The organism is Microcystis protocystis FBCC-A270, assembly GCF_050500235.1.
Lineage (GTDB): Bacteria > Cyanobacteriota > Cyanobacteriia > Cyanobacteriales > Microcystaceae > Microcystis > Microcystis ichthyoblabe_A.
This window is the reverse complement of sequence record NZ_CP191407.1, coordinates 1,961,056-1,984,269: the sequence shown is the minus strand read 5'-3', so window position 1 is coordinate 1,984,269 and position 23,214 is coordinate 1,961,056. Positions and strand designations below refer to the sequence as shown.

Genomic DNA, 23,214 nt, shown 5'->3' with positions numbered 1-23,214 from the left:
TTTTCCGTTAATCTAGCTCAGTCTCTCCCCAAATAGGGCCGGTCAAAATTATATTTTTGTAAATTTATCTTCTCGATGTCTTGTCAAAAAAACCTAGATAGTTTAGTTAAAGAAGTTTTTGCGATTAATCGGCAAGAATTGCCAGAAAATGCTTATTTAGTCGGTGGTGCTGTGCGAGACGCTTTATTAAACCGTCAGAAAGACTATATTGACCTAGATTTTGTGGTTCCCGAAAAAGCGATCGAAATTGCTCAAACTATTGCCCATCAGTATAAGGCCGGTTTTGTGGTTTTAGATGCGGTTCGTCAAATTGCTCGCGTCGTTTTTCCGCAGGGTACTCTTGATTTCGCACAACAGGAGGGAGAATCTCTAGAAATAGACCTAAAAAGACGGGATTTCACCGTTAATGCTCTCGCTTATAATCTCCACACCCAAGAAATTTTCGATCCTTTAGGGGGATTAAAAGATTTAGGCTGCCAATCCCTGCGGATGATTTCCCCCGAAAATCTTCAGGATGATCCCCTAAGATTATTAAGGGCCTATCGACAAGCGGCTCAATTGGACTTTGAGATCGAACCCCATACCCGTGCAACTATTCGTTCTCTTGCCCCTTTATTGCACCGTGTAGCCGCCGAAAGGGTACAATCCGAGTTGAATTACCTTTTGCTCAATTCCCGTGGCAATAAATGGCTAAAAAGTGCCTGGGAAGATGGCTTATTATCTCTCTGGTTGCGTCGGATTACCCCCGCAAAAATGGAGCGAGTTATGGGGGTGGAAGCGGCAGCGGGATTTTTAGAATCTTTGTTACCGGAAAACTTTATCTTTTCCCCTTCTCAGTTACAGTTGACAAAATTGGCCCTATTGGTATCGGATATTTTAGCAGAAGCGGAAAAAGAGTTAATCGATCTCAAGTATTCCAGGGGGGAAATTCGCACGGTAATCACGGTGATTAAGTGTTTACCTCCTCTCAAGGAGGCAGATAATTTAAGTCTGCGGGAACAGTATTTTATTTATCTAAATACGGGAAAAGTATTTCCTGTCTTTGCCCTTTTTGCTTTATCAATGGGGATTAACAAAAATATCGTCGCTTCTCTGTTGACTTCCTATCTCGATCCCGATAATATTATCGCCCATCCCCGACCTTTATTAAGGGGCGATGATTTAATTAACCATTTACACCTGAAACCTAGTCCGATTATCGGTAAGTTATTAACCGAGGTACAAATTGCCCAAATTGAGGGCCAAGTTACAGTTTTTCAGGAGGCGATCGATTTTGCTAAAAAGTTATTATAAGTGGTTGGTTATAATTAAATTAAAAATGGATTTTAGGTTCGATCCCCCCTGCCCCCCTTATCAAGCTATCCATTAGTCGGATCTTTCTTAACAAAAAGAGAAGAAACTTAAAAAAAGGGGAAACGATTGATAGGTATAGTTTTGAAAGAAGGAATTAAGGTGGAGGTAAGCAAAAAAATGGAGAAATGGGCAGCCCAAGAATTACAGTATGCAGACCTAGGGGACACCAGAAGAAAGAAAAGGTTAATCAGTATCGTAGAAAACTTGGCCAGCCAACCTAGTACAAGTGTGCCACAAGCTTCGGGAAATCTAGCCGCAGCGAGTGCCACCTACGACTTTTGGAATTCCCCCTATTTTCACCCCTCAGATATAATTGCCGCCCAAGCCAAAAGTACAGTAGAAAGAATCAAAGAACATCCAATAGTTTTGGCAGTGCAAGACACAACAAGTTTAGACTTTACGACGCAAAAAGCCAAAAAAGGAATGGGTTATCTAGATTATAAAAAATCCTTTGGTCTCAAAGTTCATACCACCTTAGGAGTGTCAGCGCAAGGAATACCTTTAGGACTGATCAATCAATATGTCTGGGCAAGAGAAGAAAAGAATTTAGGGATTGCCAAGCAAAGAAAAAAAAGAGAAACCGAAGAAAAAGAAAGTCAAAGATGGTTAGAGTCTGTATCAGAAACACAACAACAAATACCCGAAGATATTCAAGTAGTAACAATCGGAGATTGTGAGGCAGACATATTTGATTTATTTGCCCAATCAAGAAGTCCTAACTCTCATTTATTAATCCGAGGAACTCATAACCGAAAAGTTAACTATCTCGAAGACAAGCAAAAGTCAGGGCATCCAGAACCTAAATATTTACATCAATCCATCAGAGAAATAAAAGCCTGTGGTAGCCTAGATGTGCAAGTAAAACGCAATCCTAATCACGAGGCTAGACTAGCTAAACTAACAGTTAGATTTGCCAGTTTTGAAATACAAGTACCTAAGCATCACTCGAAAGCGAACCCTCGTCAACCGGTCAAATTACAGGTAATTTTAGCTGAAGAAGAAAATCCGCGTCCTGGAGTTAATCCTATCAGTTGGCTCCTCTTAACTAGCCTAGACATTAGTAGCTTTGAATCAGCGATAACCTGTGTGCGCTGGTACAGTTATCGCTGGTTGATAGAACGCTATCATTTTGTTTTAAAAAGTGGTTGTGGATTAGAAAAACTGCAATTAGAAACGGGTCGTAGAATTGAGATGGCCTTAGCTACCTATTCAATTGTAGCTTGGAGATTACTCTGGTTAACCTATCAAGCACGCTTACACGGAGAGGAGAGTTGTGAAAGTTTTTTGGAAGAACATGAATGGCAATCTTTGTGTGCCACTATTCATAAAAAGAGTCCGCCACCTGAAAAGCCGCCCTCCTTTCGAGAAGCGGTCAGAATGATTGCTTCTCTTGGGGGGTTTTTAGGTAGAAAAGGTGACGGTGAACCAGGTGTTAAAACTATTTGGTTGGGACTGCGAAGGTTACATGATATCAGCCAGACTTGGAAACTATCTCATCAAATTAGTCCCCCCATAGAACCCCCTTGAGCCATCTTGCACACTTTTCTCTTTTTGTCAAATTTTATGTTAAGAAAGATGTGACTAATGGATAGGGATTAAGGGGGGATCAAAGAGGGCGAATGCAATTCGCCCCTACAATAATATTATTGCGCCAATGGTAGGAGCGCACTGTGGTCAGTGAGTTTATCGAACTGCGTGCGCCCTGTAATATAGATATTTCGACCAAATTGAGATTTACTACCCTACTCTCAAGAGTAACAATAATTATAAATTTTTGTAAATTTGTGTTGGTTTACACTTGACAAAATCGGGGGGGGGGTAAAATCCCGTTGTTGCTCTGTCTTGTCATTGAGGAACTAACTTAAAATTTAGTGATTGGCAATTTTGAAAAAACCAATTTTTCTCCCTTGCCAATGTCGCTTAATTCGAGATTTTCTCCTTTAAAGGTCAGTCAGAACATTTGTTTGTTTGTTTATTTGTTTTGAGGAAATTTTCTGAGTATGAAAACTTCGACTGTGCTTAAAAATTGCTCCAGAGTAGCAGCCGGTACTGTCTTTGTAACTTTGGGGATACTGACTACGGGAACCGCCCATGCCGCTGAATTGATTACCAACGGCGGCTTTGAAACAGGTTTTACGGGTTGGAATGTCTCAATACAACCTGGGAGTAGCTCGACGAATGGTTTCTTTATTGATGATGCTGACGGCTCCACGCCTTTCAATGGTCAAGCAACTGTTGGTCCAGCCAGTGGCTCTTTCTATGCAGTGTCTGACCAAGACGGTCCGGGAGCCTATGCGCTAACCCAGACTTTTATCGTTCCTGGAGCTGCCTCATCGGTAATTTTGTCTTACGATATGTTCGTCAATGATTGGAGTGGACTTGGACCTATCGTCAATCCATCTGGACTAGACTACACCAGTGATCCCAACCAACACGCACGGGTGGATATCCTAGTTGCTGGGGCCAACCCCTTCTCAACCAATCCTGCGGATATCGTCGGTAATTTCTATTTGGGAAACGATCCCTTTGCTTCCAATCCTAACCCTTATACTTCTTATAGTTTTGACATTACCAGCTTGGTAGGAGCAGGCGGGAGCTACATTCTCCGATTTGCGGAAGTTGACAACCAGTTTTTTTTTAATCAAGGAGTCGATAATGTCAGTATTGATTTTACTCCTCTAGCTACTCCTGTTCCCGAACCTTCTTCACTCTTGGGTTTACTCGCCATTGGTGCTTTAGGTGCGGGTGCAGCCTGGAAGCGCAAATTAAAATAAAAAACTGGCAAATCTAGCCTTAAATTAGCAGCGATCGCGCTATATTGATAAAGTGCGATCGCTTTTTTGGGGAGACATTCCAGATTTTTATTAATCTTTGTTAGAATGATGACATGGGTAATGGCTTTGAGTTGATTGGAGAACTAACAGAAATAGAGATTATCGCCGTCAACCTCTCTATTCGTGAACTCAGAAGGCTAAAAGCGCAGTTTGGGGGTCGTCGATGGCGAAAGCTAAAAGGAGTCGGCTTAGTTCAATTTCCTAATGGAGAAATCCGCAAAGCTGAACTACACTGGTATGAGTCTCATTAGTGCAAGGGAAGTGACGCAAACCGAACGAGAAGCTTATGAAGAGGGATGAGCCAGAAATGGAAGATGATTTACGGACAGAGTATGACTTGAAGCACCTCCGAGTTAGAAAGTTAGGCTCTGGAAGAAAAAGCTTTGGTGGAGTCACTGTGCGCTTGGAGCCTGATGTCGCAGAAATGTTTCCCACTGCTGATGCGGTTAACGAAGCATTAAGATTGTTGATCAGAGTAACGCGAGATAACAAAACTCTTGCTTCTACAGTACAGGCTAACCTAAAGGCTGAGTCCTGACAAAATGCAGGGCGGGATTGAGTATTTATAAGAAAGCGAAGGGAATGGCGAATAAAGCTATAGTCTCGAATTAGATGCGATCACGCTATATTTGTAGAGGGCGATCGCTTTTTTGTTATGGTGGTAGGAGTGTGGATGAATGAAGCAAAATTGAAAATCTATTTCGACGCTTGAATTGAGGCTCTTCTCGACTTTGTGTGATAATTTTTGCTTATGGAATTGTGAAATGCTTATCGGGCAAGACTTTTATGGCTGTTTTGCCGAAGAAACCATCAGTATAGACCTCGTTTCCACACAGAAACTAGAAGAGCCGAATTGAGGAAAATTACTATGAAAGTTCCAACAGATTTGACGATTCCTGAGATTGAGGAAATTAGAAAAGAGGGAGTTAAAGCTCTCGTAGAAAGATTGGGAATTGCTAAAGCGGCCTTCTTTCTAAGAGAAACATCATCCCAACCTCTAAATTATTTAGAAATTAAAGATCAGTTATTTGGCGAAATGACAGCGACGGATATTTACGGCTCTTCCGGTTTCTGTGTGGAAACGAAGCCTATACTGATAGTTTCTTCGGCAAAATAGTCGTAAAAGTCTTTCTCCGTCAACATTTCACGATTCCATAAGCAAAAATTATCACACAAAGTCGAGAAGAGCCTATTTACGCTCAAAGTAAAGGCGGCTATCACTGAAATGATTGAGGAAATTCGTCAAAAAGTTAGACAAAACCAATTTGAATTTTCTCAACACGCTGTCAATCAAAGTATCCTGCATCAGATCAGTGTTCAAGAATTACGGGAGGCGATGGAACAAAGCGAAATTATTGAAGATTATCCGGCTGATAAGTATGGTGCAAGCTGTTTACTTTTGGGATTTACTCTAATTAATAGAGCCTTACACATTCATTGTAGCTATCCCTCTCGCCCTTTGCTCAAAATTATTACCCTATATGAACCCGATCCAAATTTATGGATTTATTTTAAATCAAGGAGAACACCAGATGTCAACTAATTCTAGACAAGAAACCTTAATTGAACAAGAAGTTACCTATACCCTTGAAATCAATGGCAATTTTTTCATTATAGAAAATGTCCCCGCTAGAGTCTGTGTAGAAACGGGAGAGCGTTTTTTTGCACCAGAAACTGTCGAACGCTTGCAGGAAATTGTCTGGGAAAATAAGCGACCAAAACGGGTAATTGAAACACCAGTATTTGACTTTGCTAGTTAGTGTTTAATAGAAAACTGGCAAATCGAGCAACAATTGAAGTCTTAAATTAGGGGCGATTGCGCTATATTTGTAGAGGGCGATCGCTTTTTTGTTTATAATAGTTAAAGACACGATAAATTGATTCAAGTCAAGCCCATGCCACTAACTCTTAATTTAACATCGGAAATCGAACAATATCTCAGCCAAAAAGCGAGGGAGAAAGGTCTTTCTCTAGAAGCTTATGTCCTAAAGTTGCTCAAGGATACTATTTTAGAACAAGAAAAACAGACCAAACTGGTTAATTTACTTCAATCTTGGATTGATGAAGAAGATGAACAGGAACAACAAGAAACAGGTGAATATTTAATCGAAGCACTCAATCAAGATCGTTTATCTGAGCGTCCTTTATTTCCGGCTCACTTAAAGGGAGTAACTTGGTGAATAGAGTAGTTTTATTAGATACGGGAATTATCGGTTTAATTACTAATCCTAAGCGAGCGCCTGAAAGTCTAGCTTGTAATTGTTGGCTACAAACACTAATTAAAGCAGGTATTAGGGTTATTCTTCCAGAAATTGCTGATTATGAGGTGCGTCGAGAGTTGTTACGCGCTAACAAGATTAAAGGAATTAAGCGACTGGATGAGTTAGCTAACTCAATAGAATACCTAGCCATTACAACGGATGCAATGCGAAAAGCTGCTTTATTTTGGGCGCAGGCACGCCAACAAGGACAAATTATCTAAAATCCTTATTCATCCCCTAAATAAGCTTCAATCACTGCGCGATTCTCCCTGACTGTGACTGGATCTCCCAAAGCGATTAACTTACCGAAATCTAACACGGCAATGCGATCGCATAATCCCATCACTAAAGGCACATGATGTTCGATTAACAGGACGGTTAGAGCTAAATTATCGCGAATTTGTCGAATTAGCTGACTTAATGCCCCCTTTTCGCTGGGATTCATCCCGGCTGCTGGTTCATCGAGGAGTAATAACTGGGGTTGCAAAGCTAAAGCGCGGGCAATTTCCAAGCGTCTTTGATCACCATATGCTAAATTACGGGCTTTTCGATTGCTTTGGTCGGTTAGTCCGACTAAATCTAATAATTCCCCCGCTCTTTTGTAGGTTTTTTCCTCCTCCCTTCTCGAAACTGGTAAACCCAAAATTCCCGTCCAGAGATTGGATCTATTATGAATGTGACCAGCGATCGCTACATTTTCTAAAGCCGATAATTCACCAAATAAGCGCAAATTCTGGAAAGTACGGGCAATTCCTGCCTGAGCGATCTGGTGAGGACGATATTTCGCCAGACTGTCGCCTTGATAAATTAAATCACCACTGGATAGGGGAATTAAACCGGTGATCAGATTAAATAAAGTCGTTTTTCCCGCCCCATTGGGTCCAATTAAGCCAAAAATCTCGTTTTTTTGTACCTGAAAGCCAACGCCATCAACAGCGACTAATCCCCCAAATCGACGGGTGGCTCCCCGCACTTCTAATAAATTTGTCTGCATCATTGTTAAGTAGCTGGTTATAATTAAATTAAAAATGGATTTTAGCTTCGATCCCCCCTGCCCCCCTTGATAAGGGGGGTGTCTGACAACTTTTAACACCTACCTACTTAATAGATTAAATTAGTCGATTTTACTCGATCAAGACGATTGGAAGTAAGCATTGCACCGACCAAAAAAAAAGATATTTGTCAGGAGATTTACCCTGAAAGAATCAGTTGTAGAGATTTATCGGGCAGTTATTTTGATCAGGAAACATTCTACACAATCCCCACCAGATCAGCAAGAAGGCTCACCACTACTAGCGAATCACTACCGATAACGAAAAACTGCCATAATTGCAGCAATGTCCTCATCTAGCCAAAAGGCGATCGCTATTGATGAAAAATGACGCTAAAATTATCGATCTCGTCATCCGGCTGTTTTTTCTCGGCCTGTTGTTATTTGCTGGTTTTACCCTGCTGCGTCCCTTCCTAACCATGATCCTCTGGGGAGCAATTCTGGCGATCGCTTGGTATCCGCTCTTTCTCTGGTTAAAAAAGTTACTCGCGGGCCGGGCGAAACTGGCCACAGTTCTCCTCACCCTACTTTGTCTAGGGATTATTATCGGTCCGGTGAGTGGTATTGCAGCGGTTCTGGCCGGTAATCTGCGAACGCTGGCCGAATATATCGATACCGGTGCGGCGGTGATTCCCCCTCCCCCCGCCGATCTGGCCACCTGGCCGCTAATCGGCGAAAGGATTGCCGGTCTCTGGCAGCAGGCATCGGATAACACGGGTCAATTTCTTCAACGCTTCGAGCCACAATTAAAAGAACTGGGCAAAATATCCCTTTCCCTAGCCACCAGTACCGGTCTGACGGTGCTGAAATTTATCGCCTCGATTCTGATTGCGGCGGCCCTCACCCTCTCGGCTAAAAATCTGACTCACCTGATGAACCGTTTAGCGGAAAAGATTGCCCCAGGTCGAGGCATCGCGCTGGCCAGTCTAACCGCCTCCACCGTCCGCAATGTTAGCCGTGGTGTTATTGGCGTTGCTATTATCCAGAGTCTTTTGATCGGCATCGGTTTAGTGACGGTGGGAACCCCTGCGGCCGGTTTATTAACTTTCCTCACCCTAATTTTGGGCATTCTCCAAATTGGCCCTGGTTTGATTGTCTTGGGGGCGCTCATTCACGCTTGGGTAACACTACCCCATTCCATCGCCCTATTATTTACCCTCTGGATGATTCCCGCCACCTTGGTGGATAATTTCCTCAAACCGATCTTAATGGGGCGCGGTCTGCCCATTCCCATGGTGGTGATTCTGCTAGGGGTGTTCGGGGGAGTGATCGCCTATGGGATTATTGGTTTGTTCGTCGGGCCGGTTCTGCTCGGTCTCTGCTACGAGTTAGTTAGGGCTTGGATTGGCGAGGATAGCCCCGAATCGGTGGCCAATAGCCATGATCAGCCAATCTAAGGGCGGATAGAGCTAATTTTTACCTTAATCTTTCCAGGAAACTTAGGAAAAAAAGATTAATTTAGCCACGGTTCCGGTTAAGCAGATTGAGGTAAAAGTAGGCTCATCTAAAGGTAAGATTTCTTCGGTTAGTGACAGCAAGCAATCAAACCGCAGAAACCAGACTGAAGTGAGGAGAAGGTTTGATTTAAGCAATAGGTATTGATTTGAATGTGGCGGCTGATTTATTGTAAGAAGATAAAGGTGTATATTTGGCTGGTAATTAATAGAAAAATAAATAAAATTACTGATTTATATTTAAAAAATATAAATCGCAAATCAGTTAAAAAACTATAAAAAATTTTACCAGTTATTAAACAAAAAATTACTTTTTATCTCCAAATATTACCCATTTATTATCTCTGATAAACCTAGTATATTTATTAGTGCTTATTTATACAACTCTTGCTAGGCAAGGTTTTAAAGACTATATTTTAGAAAATTATTTCTATTCTTCTCCCTTACACACGGAAACAATAAGAGGCGATTTATCCACTTAATTATCTTTTCTATAATTGGGCTACAGTTTTTGGAAAATAGTCTTAGTATTTACTCTGTTGATTGAGAAACCCTGACCTAGTAAGCTAGGACGCATTTACGCAACGAATTTTAACTGCGTCTCAAGGAGTAATTTAAATGCACGGGCAGCTTAATACTTTCACGTTTTTTCATTCTCAATAATACTTTTCTTGTTGCTGTGACTCATCAGGCTCTTGGATAAATTTAAGAAAAAATTTATTTTTTTGTTAAACTTGTCTATTTATAATCATAAGTATATGAGAGATTTAGCCCCAGGGCAGAAAAGTTGGGCTTGTCTTTTTCCCTGACCATAAACAGAAAAAATTCAACACCCCCAGGTAATTGACCGATTAATTTTCGGAAAATGGGGTGTGCCTGCTGATGAAGACAACACAAGTAAGTTCCAATTTATCTAGCACAGATATGTCATCTCTAGAAGATTCTTTGAGTTTTGATGGAGCCTCCCCAATCACCTTTGATTTAACAGGTTCCGACGATTTAACTGTATCGAAGGAAACTTCTCCCTTAGGAGTCCTGAACTCTGACCCCTCCCCATCTACAGTCTCCTCGGAGGCTCCTACGGTTTCAGCCTCCCCTGCTGCTACGAGTCCAGTGGTCCTTCCCGCTATCCAAACCCTTCCCTCTCCATTGAAGACAGAGGGGAAGCTATTACAGAATACTGGGGAAAGCGTTGACGACCCTTTTCACGATACGGGTATGACGAGGACAGGAAGTAGCGCTCTGGGGGAAATGCTAACGTCCTCCAAGGTGGGGGGAGTTTTGCCGAAAGCTTCCCTTTTTCTAGATCCCAATCCCAGTCCTTTTCGGGTTGGATTACCGACCAATGTTAATAGCTGGGGCGGAGCGGCTCCTAGCTCTGCTATTACGAGTGCCTTAAATAAACCAATTCAGCCCAAGTTCTCTCCTTTTTCCACGATTCCTTTAGTACCGAAAGATTCCATTAGTGGATCAGCTCGAAATTTATCTGATACGATTAAGCAATCAATTGAAAGATCATCTATTCTGAGTAACTATTCACTTGATGAGTTTTCACAGACAAAACAGTGGGCAATCGGCATTTCTGGCTCTCAATCTCCTAGGGATTTAGCAACTCTTTTAGGGGCAACCAACAAAGGTAAAACAGGGTTTATTCCCGGAACTTATTTATTTGAGTTTTCTAAGACCAAATCCCCCCAAGAAATTGCCCAAATTCTAAAAGGTATTCACGACAAAGGAGGTACTATAGACTTTTTCTTTCCTCTTGTCCCTCGTCAACATGAAGCTCGTTTTATTCCCAACGATCTTCTATTTTCTCAACAGTGGCATTTGAATAACACAGGGCAGGGAGGAGGAACTCCAAACGTTGATGCTAATGTGATAGGAGCATGGGACGTTCTTGATAGCCAAAACAGACCTATTAACGGTATTGGGGTAACGATTGCTATCGTTGATGATGGACTACAATTTGCACATCCTGACATTGCTCCAGCTTATCAAGCATCCTCAAGTTTTGACTTTAATGATAATGATAGCAATCCTACACCCTCTGCAGGAGATGGTCATGGAACTTCTGCAGGTGGTGTTGCTGGGGCAAGGGGAAATAACAGTATTGGAGTTTCGGGCGTTGCCTATGGGGCGGGCTTATCTGGAATTCGTCTAATTGCCGCTCCTGCAAATGACCAACAAGAAGCGAATGCTTTAACCTATCAATTGCAGAGTAATCATATTTACAGCAACAGTTGGGGACCTGCTGACACTGGCTCCATAAAAGAAGCACCTGGTCCTTTACTACTTGCCGCACTTCAGAATGGAGTGACCACTGGAAGGGCAGGAAAGGGCAACATTTATGTTTGGGCGGGTGGTAATGGTCGAGATAGTTTAGATAATTCAAATTATGACGGCTATGCGAACTCACGATATGTTGTTGCCGTTGCTGCTCACAGAAATGATTCTAATGGTGTTTTTTCTGGGTACAGCGAACCAGGAGCTAATCTTTTGGTAACAGCTCCTTCCGATGGTGGAACATTGGGAGTTGTTACCACGGATCTAATGGGGACTGATGGCTACAATGGTCTGACTGATCAAAATTACACAAATGACTTTGGTGGTACGTCCTCAGCGACTCCTTTGGTTTCAGGGGTAATCGCATTGATGTTACAAGCAAATCCTAACCTTACTTGGCGAGATGTACAGCACATTCTAGTTCGGAGTGCGGAAAAAAATGATCCCACGAACACTGACTGGACAACCAATGGTGCAGGTCGATCTGTCAATCACAATTACGGTTTTGGAGCGGTGGATGCCTTGTCCGCCGTCAACCTTGCAAAAAACTGGGTGAATGTCGGTTCGGAAACATCCTTCACTTCTGGTACTCAAACGGTTAATGCCGCTATTCCAGACAATAGTTCTACGGGAATTTCTAGGACAGTAAACGTATCACAAAATCTGAAAGTAGAAACTGTTGAAGTTGTTTTTGATGCGGCTCACACCTATCGTGGAGATTTAGTTGTTACCTTAACCTCTCCCAGTGGCACAATCTCCCGTTTAGCTGAATTCCACAACGATAGCAACGATAATTATTCTAGTTGGGTTTTTACTACCAAACGAGCTTGGGATGAATCTTCTTTAGGCAACTGGACGCTAAAGGTTGCTGATCAATTTGCACAAGATGTCGGAACATGGGGTTCCTGGAAGTTAAATATTTTTGGTACGGGTACTGCCCTTCCGGTGGTGACAGTAGCAGCCACCGATGCCGTGGCTGGTGAACCCGCCAACAATGGTCAATATACCCTCACTCGCACTGGTTCCACCGCCAGTGCCTTGACGGTTAACATCGCCGTGAACGGCACAGCGACCAATGGAGCGGATTACACCGCCATTCCTACCACCGTAACCTTCTTAGCGGGTTCTGCCACCGCAGTGGTTAACCTCAATGTCATTGACGACACCCTTGTAGAAGGCACCGAAACCGCTATTCTGAATGTTGCGGCAGGAGCGGGTTATACCGTAGGGGCTGCAGCTAGTGCCACAGTCAATATTGCTGATAATGATTTACCCGCAATCACAGTAGCAGCCACCGATGCCGTGGCTGGCGAACCCGCCAACAATGGTCAATATACTCTCACTCGCACTGGTTCCACCGCCGGCGCCTTGACGGTTAACATCGCCATGAACGGCACAGCGACCAATGGCGCGGATTATACGACCATTTTGACCCCAGTAAATTTTGCCGCGGGTTCTGCCACCGCAGTGGTTAACCTCAATGTCATTGACGACACCCTCGTAGAAGGCACAGAAACCGCCATTCTCACCGTCTTAGCGGGAACAGGCTACACCGTAGGGGCTGCAGCTAGTGCCACAGTCAATATTGCTGATAATGATGGAGGAACCTTACCGGTTGTTTCCTTGGCTAGTAACTATAGCGGCGTGAGTGAAAACGGCAAAACTAACCTCGTCTATAACTTCACTCGTTCAGGAGCCACCACTAACTCTTTAACGGTTAACTTTACCCTTGGTGGTACGGCGACTCGTGGCAATGACTACAATGCCTACGGCGGGAATTTTGTCTCACCAACAACGGGTAATATTGTCTTCGCATCTGGTCAGACAACGGCTCAGATCGAGATCGTGACCACCGGAGATACCGTCAAAGAAGCCAATGAAACGATCGCCTTTACCCTAGCAAGTGGCACTGGCTATACCATTGGCACACCAGGTGCTGTCACCACTACGATCCTGAATGATGACGGTGTTCTCAATCAACAGGGAACCACGGGTAACGATGTGATCGAAGCCGGAACTACCCGCAATCTGAGCGGTCGAGCGGGCCATGACATTTTGATTGGTTCCAATGCCAGCGATATGTTAGTAGGTGCTGCAGGGAATGACACGATTACCTCTGGTGCTGGTTTTGACGTAATTGCCTATAGCCTTGCCAGTGAAGGCCAAGATACGATTACGGACTTCAACGTTTTCCAAGATACGCTCCAAGTCTCGGCGGCGGGTTTTGGTGGCGGATTAATCACCGGTGAAAGTATTGCGGCGGCTCAATTTGTCTTGGGAACCGTCGCCACGACGGCCAGCCATCGCTTTATCTTTAATAAACCAACAGGCCAACTCTTCTTTGATGTGGATGGTAATGGTTCATCGGTTCAGACTCTCTTGGCGACCTTGACTCCTAACCTTAACTTGACAGAAGATAATATCTTCGCGGCTTAGATGACTTGAGGCTAAGTGTCAACATAAACCGGCTGGGAAAGAATAATCTGGCTCAGAGATTGCTCAGTTTTCCCGCCGGTTTTCCATTGTGTGTCAAAAAAGTGAAGCAAATATTAATTGTTGTTCAAACAATTGATTCGGGCGGGAGTTTACGGTAATTATAAGCTAAGTCGCATTTTAACCGCCTATTCAGAAGTGTTGAATCCTGCAATAAAACTTCACAAAACCAGTATTTTACAGTGCTAAATTAGATTGACTATTGAGAATGGAGTCAATAATCAGTCCTTTTTGGTATCATCAGAGCGAATACATAACTTGGTCATGATCTTCAAAATCTTAACATTCAAGTATGAAACACTTTTTGAAAAAAGTTATAAGGGTTTTGTTGATTTTTTAGTATTTATGTATCGTGTAAGTCCAGTAATTGATCCCCTTTTTCTTGGCATAATCTGATAGTTTCATTGGAACTGTAAGGTAAACTTGCACTAACCACAGTAGCAGTTGTTTGCTGTTATTTGCGTATATTTTCGACAAAACTTGACAATACTTCTGAGTTTCTTCATTATTCTCAACAATACTTTTCTTATTGCTGTGAATAATCAGGCTCTTGGATAAATTAATTTAAGAAAAAATTTATTTTTTTCTTAAACTTATCTATTTATAATCATAAGTAGATGAAAGATTTAGCCCCAGGGCAGAAAGGTTGGGCTGGTCTTTTTCCCTAACCATAAACAGAAAAAATTCAACACCCCCAGGTAATTGACCGATTAATTTTCGGAAAATGGGGTGTGCCTGCTGATGAAGACAACACAATTAAGTTCCAATTTATCTAGTACAGATATGTCATCTCTAGAAGATTTTTTGAGTTTTGACGGAGCCTCCCCAATCACCTTTGATTTAACAGGTTCCGACGATTTAACTGTATCGAAGGAAACTTCTCCCTTAGGAGTCCTGAACTCTAACCCCTCCCCATCTACAGTCTCCTCTGAGGCCCCCACGGTTCCAGTCTCCCCTGCTGCTACGAGTCAAGTGGTCTTTCCCGCTTCTCTTAGTATTGACTCTTCTGGTTATCTCGCCAGTCCAGCGCCGAGTCCTGCCTCTGTACCCACTACCGACCCCGTCACCACCAGTCCAGGGTTGGGTCTTGTCTCTGTACCCACTGCCGAGGGATGGGATTCGAGGGTTAATCAGGACAATCTCACCCAGAAAACTGGAGAAACCCATATCACATACTGTTACTCGTGCGGTCAATACCACAGTAGCAAATTGGGACTGCAACCTCTAAGCTCCTTGTCTCCTAATGCTCCTCAAGGGACGCGAGACTATCTGTTACCCCCCAAGACGGTTAACTACTCAAGTCTCATCTCGGTTATAGAAAATACAATCTCTATTAAGCCACGAAATACACCAATTCCGAAATTTGCAACCGTAAACACTCAAGGAAGCTTTGACTTCACAAGCATTTCCAATGCAGAAGTCTTTAATCTCAGTTCCAATCCCTTCTCTTCCAAGACTATTTATCTGGATTTTGATGGCTACAACACATCGGCCACTGCTTGGAATGCCACATCCTTGGGTGCTGACCGCATTTCTTCTATAGCTGTCTTTTCTTTGGACTCAATCGTCAGTACGGCATATTCACAAGCAGAATTTGATGCAATGAAGGAAATTTTCCGTCGGGTAGCTGCTGACTATGCACCTTTTGATGTCAACGTAACAACGGCAACACCAACCATTGACAAGATTACTCGGTCTAGCACAAGCGACAGTGCTTATGGGACAGTTGTGTCTATTGGGAACATTGGTAGCCAATGGTCGGGGGCTGGGGGAATTGCCTATGTTGGCATTTACGATCTCGTTGATACAACTAACTATTACAAACCTGCGCTTGTGTTTCCAAGTCGCTTAGGAACTGCAAAAAATATCGCAGAAGCGGCTTCCCATGAGGCTGGACACAATCTCAATCTTAGTCATGACGGTCAGGGTTCTACCGAATACTATGCAGGAGGCGGCTCAAGCCCTGGCTGGGCACCTATCATGGGTGTCGGCTATTCCAAGCAGTTAACGCAATTCTCGCGCGGCCAATACTCGAATGCGACAAACACTGAAAATGATTTTCTCCAGATCAGGGGGGAAGGAATCGGTCGCTATGTTGAAGGGACTCCGAATACGGATATAGCTAGTGCTCAGACGATTACCCTAGATTCCACTGGTTACGGTGGGGCCTTTGAATGGATTACACTAGCATCAGATGATGGTAATACTGGGATAGACTATGATTACTTCAAATTTACCGCCCCTGCTGCTGGAAGCGTAAACATTTCAGTCAATAATGCTCTAATTTTCAGCAAAGATGGTACCAACTTTATTGGCGAAGACCTGCCAGCTGGATATGGAAATCTGCATCTTGATGCCCAAATCCTTAATGCAAGTGGAGGAGTTCTCGCGGATTGGAATAACAACGCATTGGTTGATGTCACTGGATTAACTTATTCGGGACTGGTAGCTGGGCAAAATTACTTTGTCAAAGTTGGTCCTAACTCAACGCTTCCGGATCAGTCCTTTGGTGAAACAACTTGGGGAAGTTTGGGAGCCTACGCCTTACGTATTCAGGCTGACACCAAATCAATCTCGATCGCCAAAACCACCGATGGTAAGGAAGCCGGTTCCGTGAGCAGTGTCTTTACCCTCACCCGCACCGGCGACCTCTCCAGTGCCTTAACGGTTAACTACACCCTTGCCGGTACGGCCACTCCAGGTGTTGACTACACAGGCACTACTCCTAACACCGTCACCTTTTTGGCAGGTTCCTCCAAAGCTACCATCATCCTGCCCACCAAAGATGACCTCTTGAGTGATCCCAGTGAAACCATCATCACCAAAATTACCGCCCCCGTCGGCTACACTATTAGTGGATCAGGCACGGCTACGGCCACCATTCTTGACAATGATGGTAACGCGGCCAATAACAACTTGGTCGGGACAAGCTTTGCCGATGCCCTGGCTGGAGTGGGAGGTAATGACACCCTTGATGGTGGAGCGGGTAATGACACCCTTGATGGTGGAGCGGGTAACGACACCTACCTCTTCGACACGGATCTGGTCTTGGGTAGCGATCGCCTCATTGATGCCTCTGGAATCGATACCCTCAACTTTGCGGCGACCACAACTAAAACCATCAACCTCAATCTCGGCAGTATCGTCGCCCAAACCGTCACCGCCGGGAATCTCACTCTCACCCTAGCTAGTGCCACTGCCTTTGAAAATGTTATTGGTGGTAGCCTCAACGACAACATCGTCGGCAATACTCTGAATAATTCTCTTACCGGTGGTCTTGGCAAGGATAGTCTGACGGGAAGTACGGGATTGGATACTTTGAACTACAATTCTCTAGGTGAGTCGCTGCTGAGTGGCTTTGATGTTATTCAAGGCTACAGTGGCACGGGTGCTAGTCTTGATCGCATTAATGCCCCTGCGCCTATTGCACCAATCACTTTGACCGCATCGAAAGGCACAGCTACTGCTTTAACCGAAGCGGCGATTCAGTTGGTCTTGACTAATGCGGCCTTTGCTGCTAACACTGCGGCGGCCTTTAAAGTGACAGGACAAAGTGGTACTTTTATCGCTCTCAATAATGGAGCGGCCGGTTTCCAAGCCGCTAGTGATGCGATCATTCAACTGAGTGGTTACAACATTGCTGCCGCTACACCAGTGGTAGTGATCTAGATTGAGAGATCATTTAAGTTTGCAGGCAGTAGGAGACTCTTCTCCTACTGTTGGGGGTCTTTCAAATGTTCATAGGGTTTTTATCTGGATTATCTCAGCTTTCAAGCTACCAGCATCCGATCGCTCGGCTTTAGGAGAAAAGGCTCACCGGTTTGGTAGTTGTCATCAGCGTCTGGGATTAGCTGCGGCGATCGTGACCACTACCCTATTTTTACCCGCAGTCGCTATCCTCAGTTTTGTCGCTGATGCAGAAACTGAATAAAATGCGTAAATATCTCCTGCATCAATAATCTTTGGCCTGTAGTCGCTAATCTTTACTTCTCTTCTCATGCTAAATCTGGTTATTAAAAACTGATTATCTATAGCTCCTTTTGCCCCTTGCCTCTTGCCTCTCCTGATATGTAGCCTATACTCAACGGATTTAGTATGAATGAGCATTGCCAAATTAATTATCTCGATCGTCGCTCGACTTTTCCCCAGGGCAATTTTCTATCAACCGACAGGAGAGAAAATTATCGCCCTTACTATCGATGATCTACCCACTCCCAACGATCTGGAAGGAAAATCCACCGATCGCATTTTAGCGGCGATCGCCGATCATAATCGAGAAAAAGCCAGCCCAGCAACTGCTGTCAAGGCGACTTTTTTTCTGATCACGGGACACCTACAACCGAACTCCACCTTGATTGAGAGCCTAATCGCCCAAGGTCACGAAATCGCTAATCACGGCACCCAGGATCTGCGTACCAGTCAACTGGCTGCCGACGCTTTTGCCAGTCAGTTTCGGGAAGCTAACGATATTTTAAGTGGTCTTACTGGTCAAGCACCGCGCTGGTATCGTCCTGGTCAAGCCTTCTATAATCAATCTATGCGCTCGTTTTTGGGGACATTCCCCGGCTACGAGTCCCGATTTGCTCTCGCTTCCATGATTCCTTTAGATACCAGAAAAGGAACGAATCACCCTCAATTTACCACTTGGTATATCTCGCAATTTATTTTCCCCGGGGCGATTTTAGTGCTTCACGGTGGCTCCCCCGAAAGAGATGAAAATACGGCGCTCGTGCTGAAGAATTTATTAGGGAAATTACACGATCAAGGTTATCAGGTGGTGACTCTCAGCCAATTAGTTGATCACAAACGTTAAGTAGTTGAACAAAAGTAAAGTTAACTGTAGGGTAAGGAGTCAGTCGTCAGTAAGAATTCCGGCAATTTACATTTCTATAAGTAAGATAGACAACAGAATTTATGTCCGACTACTTATTAGCTGATTTTCTCGGCATTAAAGACAAAAAAAAGATGATGGGAATCTGACAAGATTGGGCGATGAGTTTTGCTGAGGGGTTTTTATCAATCTAGAGGGACTTGTTGACCCCGAACAATCCTGTATTTTTTTAACAAGTCAGACCAAATCTTTCTGGGAGGACTTTAAAAATTGCCTTGGCATAAGTTGATATTTGAGAGAGGAAAATATAGAAGTCGCTGATTATTTACTAACCTACTTTTTTTAATTTTTAACGGGTTAGGACTGAGATATACTGAAATGGTTGCTTATAGATCACTACTATGGGACGTTTAGCGCTGATCAGCGTGACTGACAAAACCGGAATAGTTGACTTTGCCCGTCAGCTAACAGAAGAGTTTGATTTTGAAATTATTAGCAGTGGAGGAACCGCCAAAACACTGCAATCGGCGGGGATTCCCGTGATAAAAGTGGGAGAATACACAGGCTCTCCTGAAATCTTGGGCGGAAGGGTGAAAACTCTCCATCCTCGCATCCATGGCGGTATTTTGGCTAGACGGGATTGGCAATCAGATTTAGCGGAAATGGAGGCTAATCAAATTCGTCCTTTTGATTTGGTGGTGGTTAATCTCTATCCCTTTGAACAGACGATCGCTAATCCTGATGTTACCACCGCTCAGGCGATCGAACAAATCGATATTGGCGGTCCGGCGATGTTACGCGCCTCGGCTAAAAATTTCGCCCATTTGACTGTCATCAGTAACCCGAAGTATTACGAGCAGTATTTAAGCCAATTACGGCAAAATAACGGCGAAATCTCCCTGGAATTCCGTCAAAAAATGGCGGGGGAAACCTTCGCCTTAACCAATGCCTACGATGGTGCGATCGCATCCTATTTCGCCAGCTTAAACGGGGAAACGACGCGCTTTAATTTGGCGGGAAATGCCCTGCAAACCCTGCGTTACGGCGAAAATCCCCACCAAAGTGCCACCTGGTACGGCAGCGGTACAATGGCTCAAGGTTGGGGAAAAGCGACCTTATTACAGGGAAAAGAACTAAGTTATAACAATTTAGTCGATTTAGAAGCAGCCCGCCGTTTAATCGCCGAATTCGGCAGGGAAGAACCGGCCGCCGCTATCTTGAAACACACTAATCCCTGTGGTGTGGCGATCGGTGGTAGTTTAGTGGAAGCTTATACTAAAGCTTTTCATGCCGATGCTACCTCCGCTTTTGGGGGTATTGTTGCCCTAAATCAAGCCATAGATGAAGCAACCGCTAAAGAATTAACGAAAACCTTCCTAGAATGCGTGGTTGCCCCCGATTGTAGCCCTGAAGCCCGAGATATCCTTGCTAAAAAATCAAAGGTGCGGATTTTATTGCTGCCGGATTTAACCACGGGAGAAAAACAAACAATAAAAGTTATCGCCGGCGGTTTTCTAGTACAAGCGGCCGATGACGTGGTAGAAACCCCGGAGGAGTGGCGCGTGGTGACAGAAAAACAACCCACTGCCGCACAATTAGCGGAATTACTGTTTGCTTGGAAGGTATCTAAGCACGTTAAATCTAACGCTATTGTGGTGACGAAAAATAAAACTACTTTAGGGGTTGGTGCAGGGCAAATGAATCGCGTTGGTTCGGCGAAAATTGCCCTTGAACAAGCAGGGGAAGCGGCCAAAGGTGGCTATTTAGCTAGTGACGGCTTTTTCCCCTTTGATGATACTATTCGCACGGCGGCCCAGTTTGGCATCGAGGCAATTGTTCAACCAGGAGGTTCTTTAAAAGATCAGGATTCGATTAATGCCGCTAATGAGTTAGGTTTAATTATGGTCTTAACAGGCATTCGTCATTTCTTGCATTAATACAAAGTTAGGGTGTGTTGTTGCTTAAATTAACGCACCCCAACTTTGTATTAATTATTGGTTAATTTACCCTATTCAATAGTCTTAAATTTGCCAAAAGTGCGAGGATGACCAGCTTTTTGGGAACAAAGAAAATAGCGCGCGGGTTCGTAATGATTTTCAGCACTAAAAGGGGAACAGAAATGATCTGCAAGTAAATCTTCTCGCACGAAGAAAGCATTTACTCCCGAAAAACTACAACCCACCAGTTTATAACCCTGTTGATGACCAAGTTTTTCTAGAGCTTTCAAACTTGATCCCACATGACTATTATATTTCCATTGGTGACTAGGATTATACTGCATCACCCAACTGGATTCGGGGGGATAAATAGCATTATATTCGACAATTACCACCCGGGGACGATAATTAGTAATTGCTTGCCAGACCCAATAATCATTACCATCAATATCAATGGATAATAAATCTAATTCTGTCGGTACATTGCCCTCTCGAAACAAGTCTTCAATATTTGCGGCAGTGATGAAAGTATTTTTTAAAGTTAATTGTTGGTTAGCAATTAAATCTTTAAAAGATTGGCGAATACTTTTACAAAATCGCTCACTGCCTTCAATCCAATAACCTTGCCATCCTTTCACTAACAAATAGGCACTATTATTTTCTAAACCGTTACCAACTCCAAATTCCACAAAGAATTTATTTGTGGTTCCAATCCGATTAAAAATCTCGCTAATAATGCCATCTTCTCCCGCTTGGGAAAAAACCTTAAATTCGTAGCGGTTTAGTTTTTTAGGGTTATCATATTTTGGGTTTTTATGCAAGTTTTCTATCAGATAATTATCAATTTGTAACTCTGCTAGTATATCTTGATATTTTGAGGAAGAACTATTCAGAGACTTAAGGTTTTTAAGAATCTCTGAGATTGCTTGCCAAGGTGCTGCCATATTTTTGAGAAAGGTTTTCATGGATTTTAACTACAATTAACGAGTATTGGCTCTCCCAGGTTTGGTGGGTAAAATGTATTCTAAGATACATTCCTCCCAGCGAGGGGGTGGAACGAACCACTCCAGACACAAAGGACACAAAGATCGATCAATCCTATGTAAGTTAAACTTATCACACAGAACCTAGAAGAGCCGAGTATTTTTGGATTCAATGGGTTGATTAGTGCGATGCCGAAGGCACTGCGTAGCAGCACGCCGATCTTGTAGGGTGTGTTTCCTAATCTGGATCCTACTGCTCCACCAATAGATTTTTGGGAACGCACCATGCCCATATGAAGCTATGAGTTTAAGTGCGATGCTGAAGGCACTGGGTAGCAGTACGCCATCGCTGTAGCAACGTGGAGGCTAGAATATATTAAGCCCTATACGTTAGATGTTGTATATGACTGAACGACTTGAGCAGGCGATCGCCCAATTACAAACCTTGTCAACCGATCAACAGGACGCGATCGCAACCCTAATTTTGGCAGAACTCGAAGAAGAAAAGCGATGGAATGACTCCTTTGCCCGCTCACCAAACTTGCTGGCTAAACTAGCAGCCGAAGCAATGGCAGAACATCGATTGGGCAAGACTCAAGAATTAGACCCAGAAACGTTGTGAAGTCTTGTACCACTGCTCGTTTTCGGGAGATGTTTGCAGATCTTCCAAAACCGATTCAAGAGCAGACCCGTAAAGCGTATCGGCAATTCAAAGAAGACCCAAGCTATCCCAGCTTGCGATTCAAGAAAGTCCATCCAAAGCTGCCCATCTATTCTGCACGCATCAATAGGGATTATCGTGCTGTCGGTCAATTAGAGGATGATACGGTGATTTGGTTCTGGGTTGGTTCCCATGCAGAGTACGATATGCTGCTGGAGCAATTGTAGTGCGATGCCGAAGGCACTGCGTAGCAGCACGCCATCGCCATAGGGTGCGTTCCCTAATCTGGCTCCTGCTGCTCCACCGATCGATTTTTGGGAACGCACCATGCACATTTATTGAGGCTGTGAGTTTAAGTGCGATGCCGATCTTGTAGGGTGCGAAAACGCGCGTGTAACGCACCTTTTTCAAGTCAGCTATAATGTCGGTTAGACAATGCTCTTATGAAGCGTTTAACCATCAGATATACATTCACGAGCATATTGTTTCACCAGTAATTCGATTATTTTTTCCTAAGTAATTTGCTTTCGATCTGCTTGAGATTTAAAGAAGCTTACACTTTCTTCTGTTAATTCTAATGTTACTTGAGTAGTTTTGGTTTTACCTTTAGGAACTAACTGGTCTGGAGGCGGTAAAAAATCTTTAACGACTTGTCCCAGTTCCATTGGTTCATCAGTATAAGTTATTTTGCTGTTCATATAGTTTACGTCCTTTTCGCCAATAACCAGCTCCAAAAATTCTAACTTTTCCTTCCCGGTAAGTAAAGCGTACTGTGATAATTTCTTCATTGATTTGCCCCATACAGTAAAATCGATTTTCTTCTTGACTGTGAGCCAGATCTTGTACGATAACTCTGTTGGGGTCAAAAAATGCGTATTGAGCTAATTCAAAGGAAACATCGTGTTTCTGTTGGTTTAAACGATTTTTATCTTCATCCCATTCAAAGCTTTCATCCATAGGCGGAGTTGATAAGCCTAATCACTATGATTTTAACATAGACTTTCAAGAACATGAGTTGAATCAAATTGATCGGCTGGTGATAGAACATCAGACAACATTACTCGATACATGGT

Annotated in this window: 23 protein-coding genes; 18 read left to right on the top strand and 5 right to left on the bottom strand. The window is 43.5% G+C overall.

The features are described 5' to 3' along the window. Positions 1-75: 75 nt before the first annotated feature. The 10 genes from ACQY1X_RS09660 (at position 76) to ACQY1X_RS09615 (ending at position 6,669) form a co-directional block, all read left to right on the top strand. Positions 76-1,293: a CCA tRNA nucleotidyltransferase gene (locus ACQY1X_RS09660; protein ID WP_002740293.1), complete on the top strand. Its 1,218-nt coding sequence runs from the start codon at positions 76-78 to the stop codon at positions 1,291-1,293. Between the two features lie 177 nt (positions 1,294-1,470). Continuing rightward, positions 1,471-2,880 (top strand): IS4-like element ISMae7 family transposase, encoded by a 1,410-nt coding sequence (locus ACQY1X_RS09655; RefSeq protein ID WP_430014713.1) that lies wholly within the window; start codon positions 1,471-1,473, stop codon positions 2,878-2,880. A gap of 473 nt (positions 2,881-3,353) precedes the next feature. Then, complete coding sequence (locus ACQY1X_RS09650) at positions 3,354-4,127, top strand: PEP-CTERM sorting domain-containing protein (protein ID WP_430014471.1); 774 nt, start codon at positions 3,354-3,356, stop codon at positions 4,125-4,127. A gap of 113 nt (positions 4,128-4,240) precedes the next feature. Beyond that, complete coding sequence (locus ACQY1X_RS09645) at positions 4,241-4,438, top strand: hypothetical protein (RefSeq protein WP_002739967.1); 198 nt, start codon at positions 4,241-4,243, stop codon at positions 4,436-4,438. Positions 4,439-4,473: 35 nt separating this feature from the next. Further along, positions 4,474-4,725, top strand: a complete 252-nt coding sequence (locus tag ACQY1X_RS09640; protein WP_002779207.1) for a hypothetical protein — start codon at positions 4,474-4,476, stop codon at positions 4,723-4,725. Between the two features lie 330 nt (positions 4,726-5,055). Continuing rightward, the gene (locus tag ACQY1X_RS09635; RefSeq protein WP_002739691.1) at positions 5,056-5,304 is read left to right on the top strand and encodes a hypothetical protein; all 249 of its coding nucleotides are present in this window, start codon (positions 5,056-5,058) and stop codon (positions 5,302-5,304) included. 108 nt (positions 5,305-5,412) lie between these two features. Further along, on the top strand, positions 5,413-5,730 hold the full coding sequence (locus ACQY1X_RS09630) for a DUF4258 domain-containing protein (protein ID WP_430015633.1): 318 nt from the start codon (positions 5,413-5,415) through the stop codon (positions 5,728-5,730). Further along, the gene (locus ACQY1X_RS09625) at positions 5,669-5,947 is read left to right on the top strand and encodes a YgiT-type zinc finger protein (protein ID WP_353847148.1); all 279 of its coding nucleotides are present in this window, start codon (positions 5,669-5,671) and stop codon (positions 5,945-5,947) included. The genes ACQY1X_RS09630 and ACQY1X_RS09625 overlap by 62 nt, the downstream gene beginning before the upstream one ends. 135 nt (positions 5,948-6,082) lie before the next feature. Next, positions 6,083-6,367 (top strand): hypothetical protein, encoded by a 285-nt coding sequence (locus ACQY1X_RS09620; RefSeq protein WP_002739848.1) that lies wholly within the window; start codon positions 6,083-6,085, stop codon positions 6,365-6,367. Further along, on the top strand, positions 6,364-6,669 hold the full coding sequence (locus ACQY1X_RS09615) for a hypothetical protein (protein WP_002739492.1): 306 nt from the start codon (positions 6,364-6,366) through the stop codon (positions 6,667-6,669). Before ACQY1X_RS09620 ends, ACQY1X_RS09615 begins: the two co-directional genes overlap by 4 nt. Positions 6,670-6,674: 5 nt before the next feature. On the opposite strand, the gene ACQY1X_RS09610 is transcribed toward ACQY1X_RS09615, so the two are convergent. Continuing rightward, entirely contained in the window at positions 6,675-7,442 is a 768-nt protein-coding gene (locus ACQY1X_RS09610; RefSeq protein ID WP_042791122.1) for an ABC transporter ATP-binding protein, read from the bottom strand. A 377-nt stretch (positions 7,443-7,819) separates the two neighbouring features. On the opposite strand from ACQY1X_RS09610, the gene ACQY1X_RS09605 reads away from it, so the two are divergent. The 6 genes from ACQY1X_RS09605 (at position 7,820) to purH (ending at position 20,497) form a co-directional block, all read left to right on the top strand. Next, a complete protein-coding gene (locus tag ACQY1X_RS09605) occupies positions 7,820-8,896 on the top strand; it encodes an AI-2E family transporter (protein ID WP_002740146.1) in 1,077 nt (358 codons plus the stop codon). Between the two features lie 939 nt (positions 8,897-9,835). After that, a complete protein-coding gene (locus ACQY1X_RS09600) occupies positions 9,836-13,672 on the top strand; it encodes a S8 family serine peptidase (RefSeq protein ID WP_430014469.1) in 3,837 nt (1,278 codons plus the stop codon). Positions 13,673-15,457: 1,785 nt separating this feature from the next. Beyond that, on the top strand, positions 15,458-17,398 hold the full coding sequence (locus ACQY1X_RS09595; RefSeq protein WP_430015632.1) for a bluetail domain-containing putative surface protein: 1,941 nt from the start codon (positions 15,458-15,460) through the stop codon (positions 17,396-17,398). 1 nt (position 17,399) lies between these two features. Then, positions 17,400-17,660 carry a hypothetical protein gene (locus tag ACQY1X_RS09590; protein ID WP_002793277.1) on the top strand — a complete coding sequence of 87 codons (261 nt, stop codon included), beginning with the start codon at positions 17,400-17,402 and terminating at the stop codon, positions 17,658-17,660. A gap of 168 nt (positions 17,661-17,828) precedes the next feature. Continuing rightward, the gene (locus ACQY1X_RS09585) at positions 17,829-18,542 is read left to right on the top strand and encodes a polysaccharide deacetylase family protein (RefSeq protein ID WP_430015631.1); all 714 of its coding nucleotides are present in this window, start codon (positions 17,829-17,831) and stop codon (positions 18,540-18,542) included. A 419-nt stretch (positions 18,543-18,961) separates the two neighbouring features. Beyond that, positions 18,962-20,497, top strand: a complete 1,536-nt coding sequence (purH, locus tag ACQY1X_RS09580; RefSeq protein ID WP_430014467.1) for a bifunctional phosphoribosylaminoimidazolecarboxamide formyltransferase/IMP cyclohydrolase — start codon at positions 18,962-18,964, stop codon at positions 20,495-20,497. A gap of 71 nt (positions 20,498-20,568) precedes the next feature. Here the strand turns inward: purH and ACQY1X_RS09575 are convergent, their stop codons facing one another. Next, positions 20,569-21,462 (bottom strand): hypothetical protein, encoded by an 894-nt coding sequence (locus ACQY1X_RS09575; RefSeq protein ID WP_430014466.1) that lies wholly within the window; start codon positions 21,460-21,462, stop codon positions 20,569-20,571. A 421-nt stretch (positions 21,463-21,883) separates the two neighbouring features. Between ACQY1X_RS09575 and ACQY1X_RS09570 the strand changes: the two genes are divergently transcribed. Further along, positions 21,884-22,102, top strand: a complete 219-nt coding sequence (locus tag ACQY1X_RS09570) for a hypothetical protein (RefSeq protein WP_002748617.1) — start codon at positions 21,884-21,886, stop codon at positions 22,100-22,102. Further along, the gene (locus tag ACQY1X_RS09565) at positions 22,099-22,368 is read left to right on the top strand and encodes a type II toxin-antitoxin system RelE family toxin (protein WP_002779230.1); all 270 of its coding nucleotides are present in this window, start codon (positions 22,099-22,101) and stop codon (positions 22,366-22,368) included. Before ACQY1X_RS09570 ends, ACQY1X_RS09565 begins: the two co-directional genes overlap by 4 nt. On the opposite strand, the gene ACQY1X_RS09560 is transcribed toward ACQY1X_RS09565, so the two are convergent. The 3 genes from ACQY1X_RS09560 to ACQY1X_RS09550 all read right to left on the bottom strand — a co-directional run bounded on the left by ACQY1X_RS09560 (position 22,294) and on the right by ACQY1X_RS09550 (position 23,098). After that, the gene (locus ACQY1X_RS09560) at positions 22,294-22,470 is read right to left on the bottom strand and encodes a hypothetical protein (RefSeq protein WP_002739998.1); all 177 of its coding nucleotides are present in this window, start codon (positions 22,468-22,470) and stop codon (positions 22,294-22,296) included. The two genes, ACQY1X_RS09565 and ACQY1X_RS09560, sit on opposite strands and share 75 nt — an antisense overlap. A gap of 183 nt (positions 22,471-22,653) precedes the next feature. Further along, positions 22,654-22,806, bottom strand: coding sequence for a hypothetical protein (locus ACQY1X_RS09555; RefSeq protein ID WP_223211048.1), 153 nt, complete (start codon positions 22,804-22,806; stop codon positions 22,654-22,656). Between the two features lie 7 nt (positions 22,807-22,813). Beyond that, positions 22,814-23,098: a BrnT family toxin gene (locus tag ACQY1X_RS09550; protein ID WP_002779234.1), complete on the bottom strand. Its 285-nt coding sequence runs from the start codon at positions 23,096-23,098 to the stop codon at positions 22,814-22,816. Positions 23,099-23,214 lie beyond the last annotated feature (116 nt).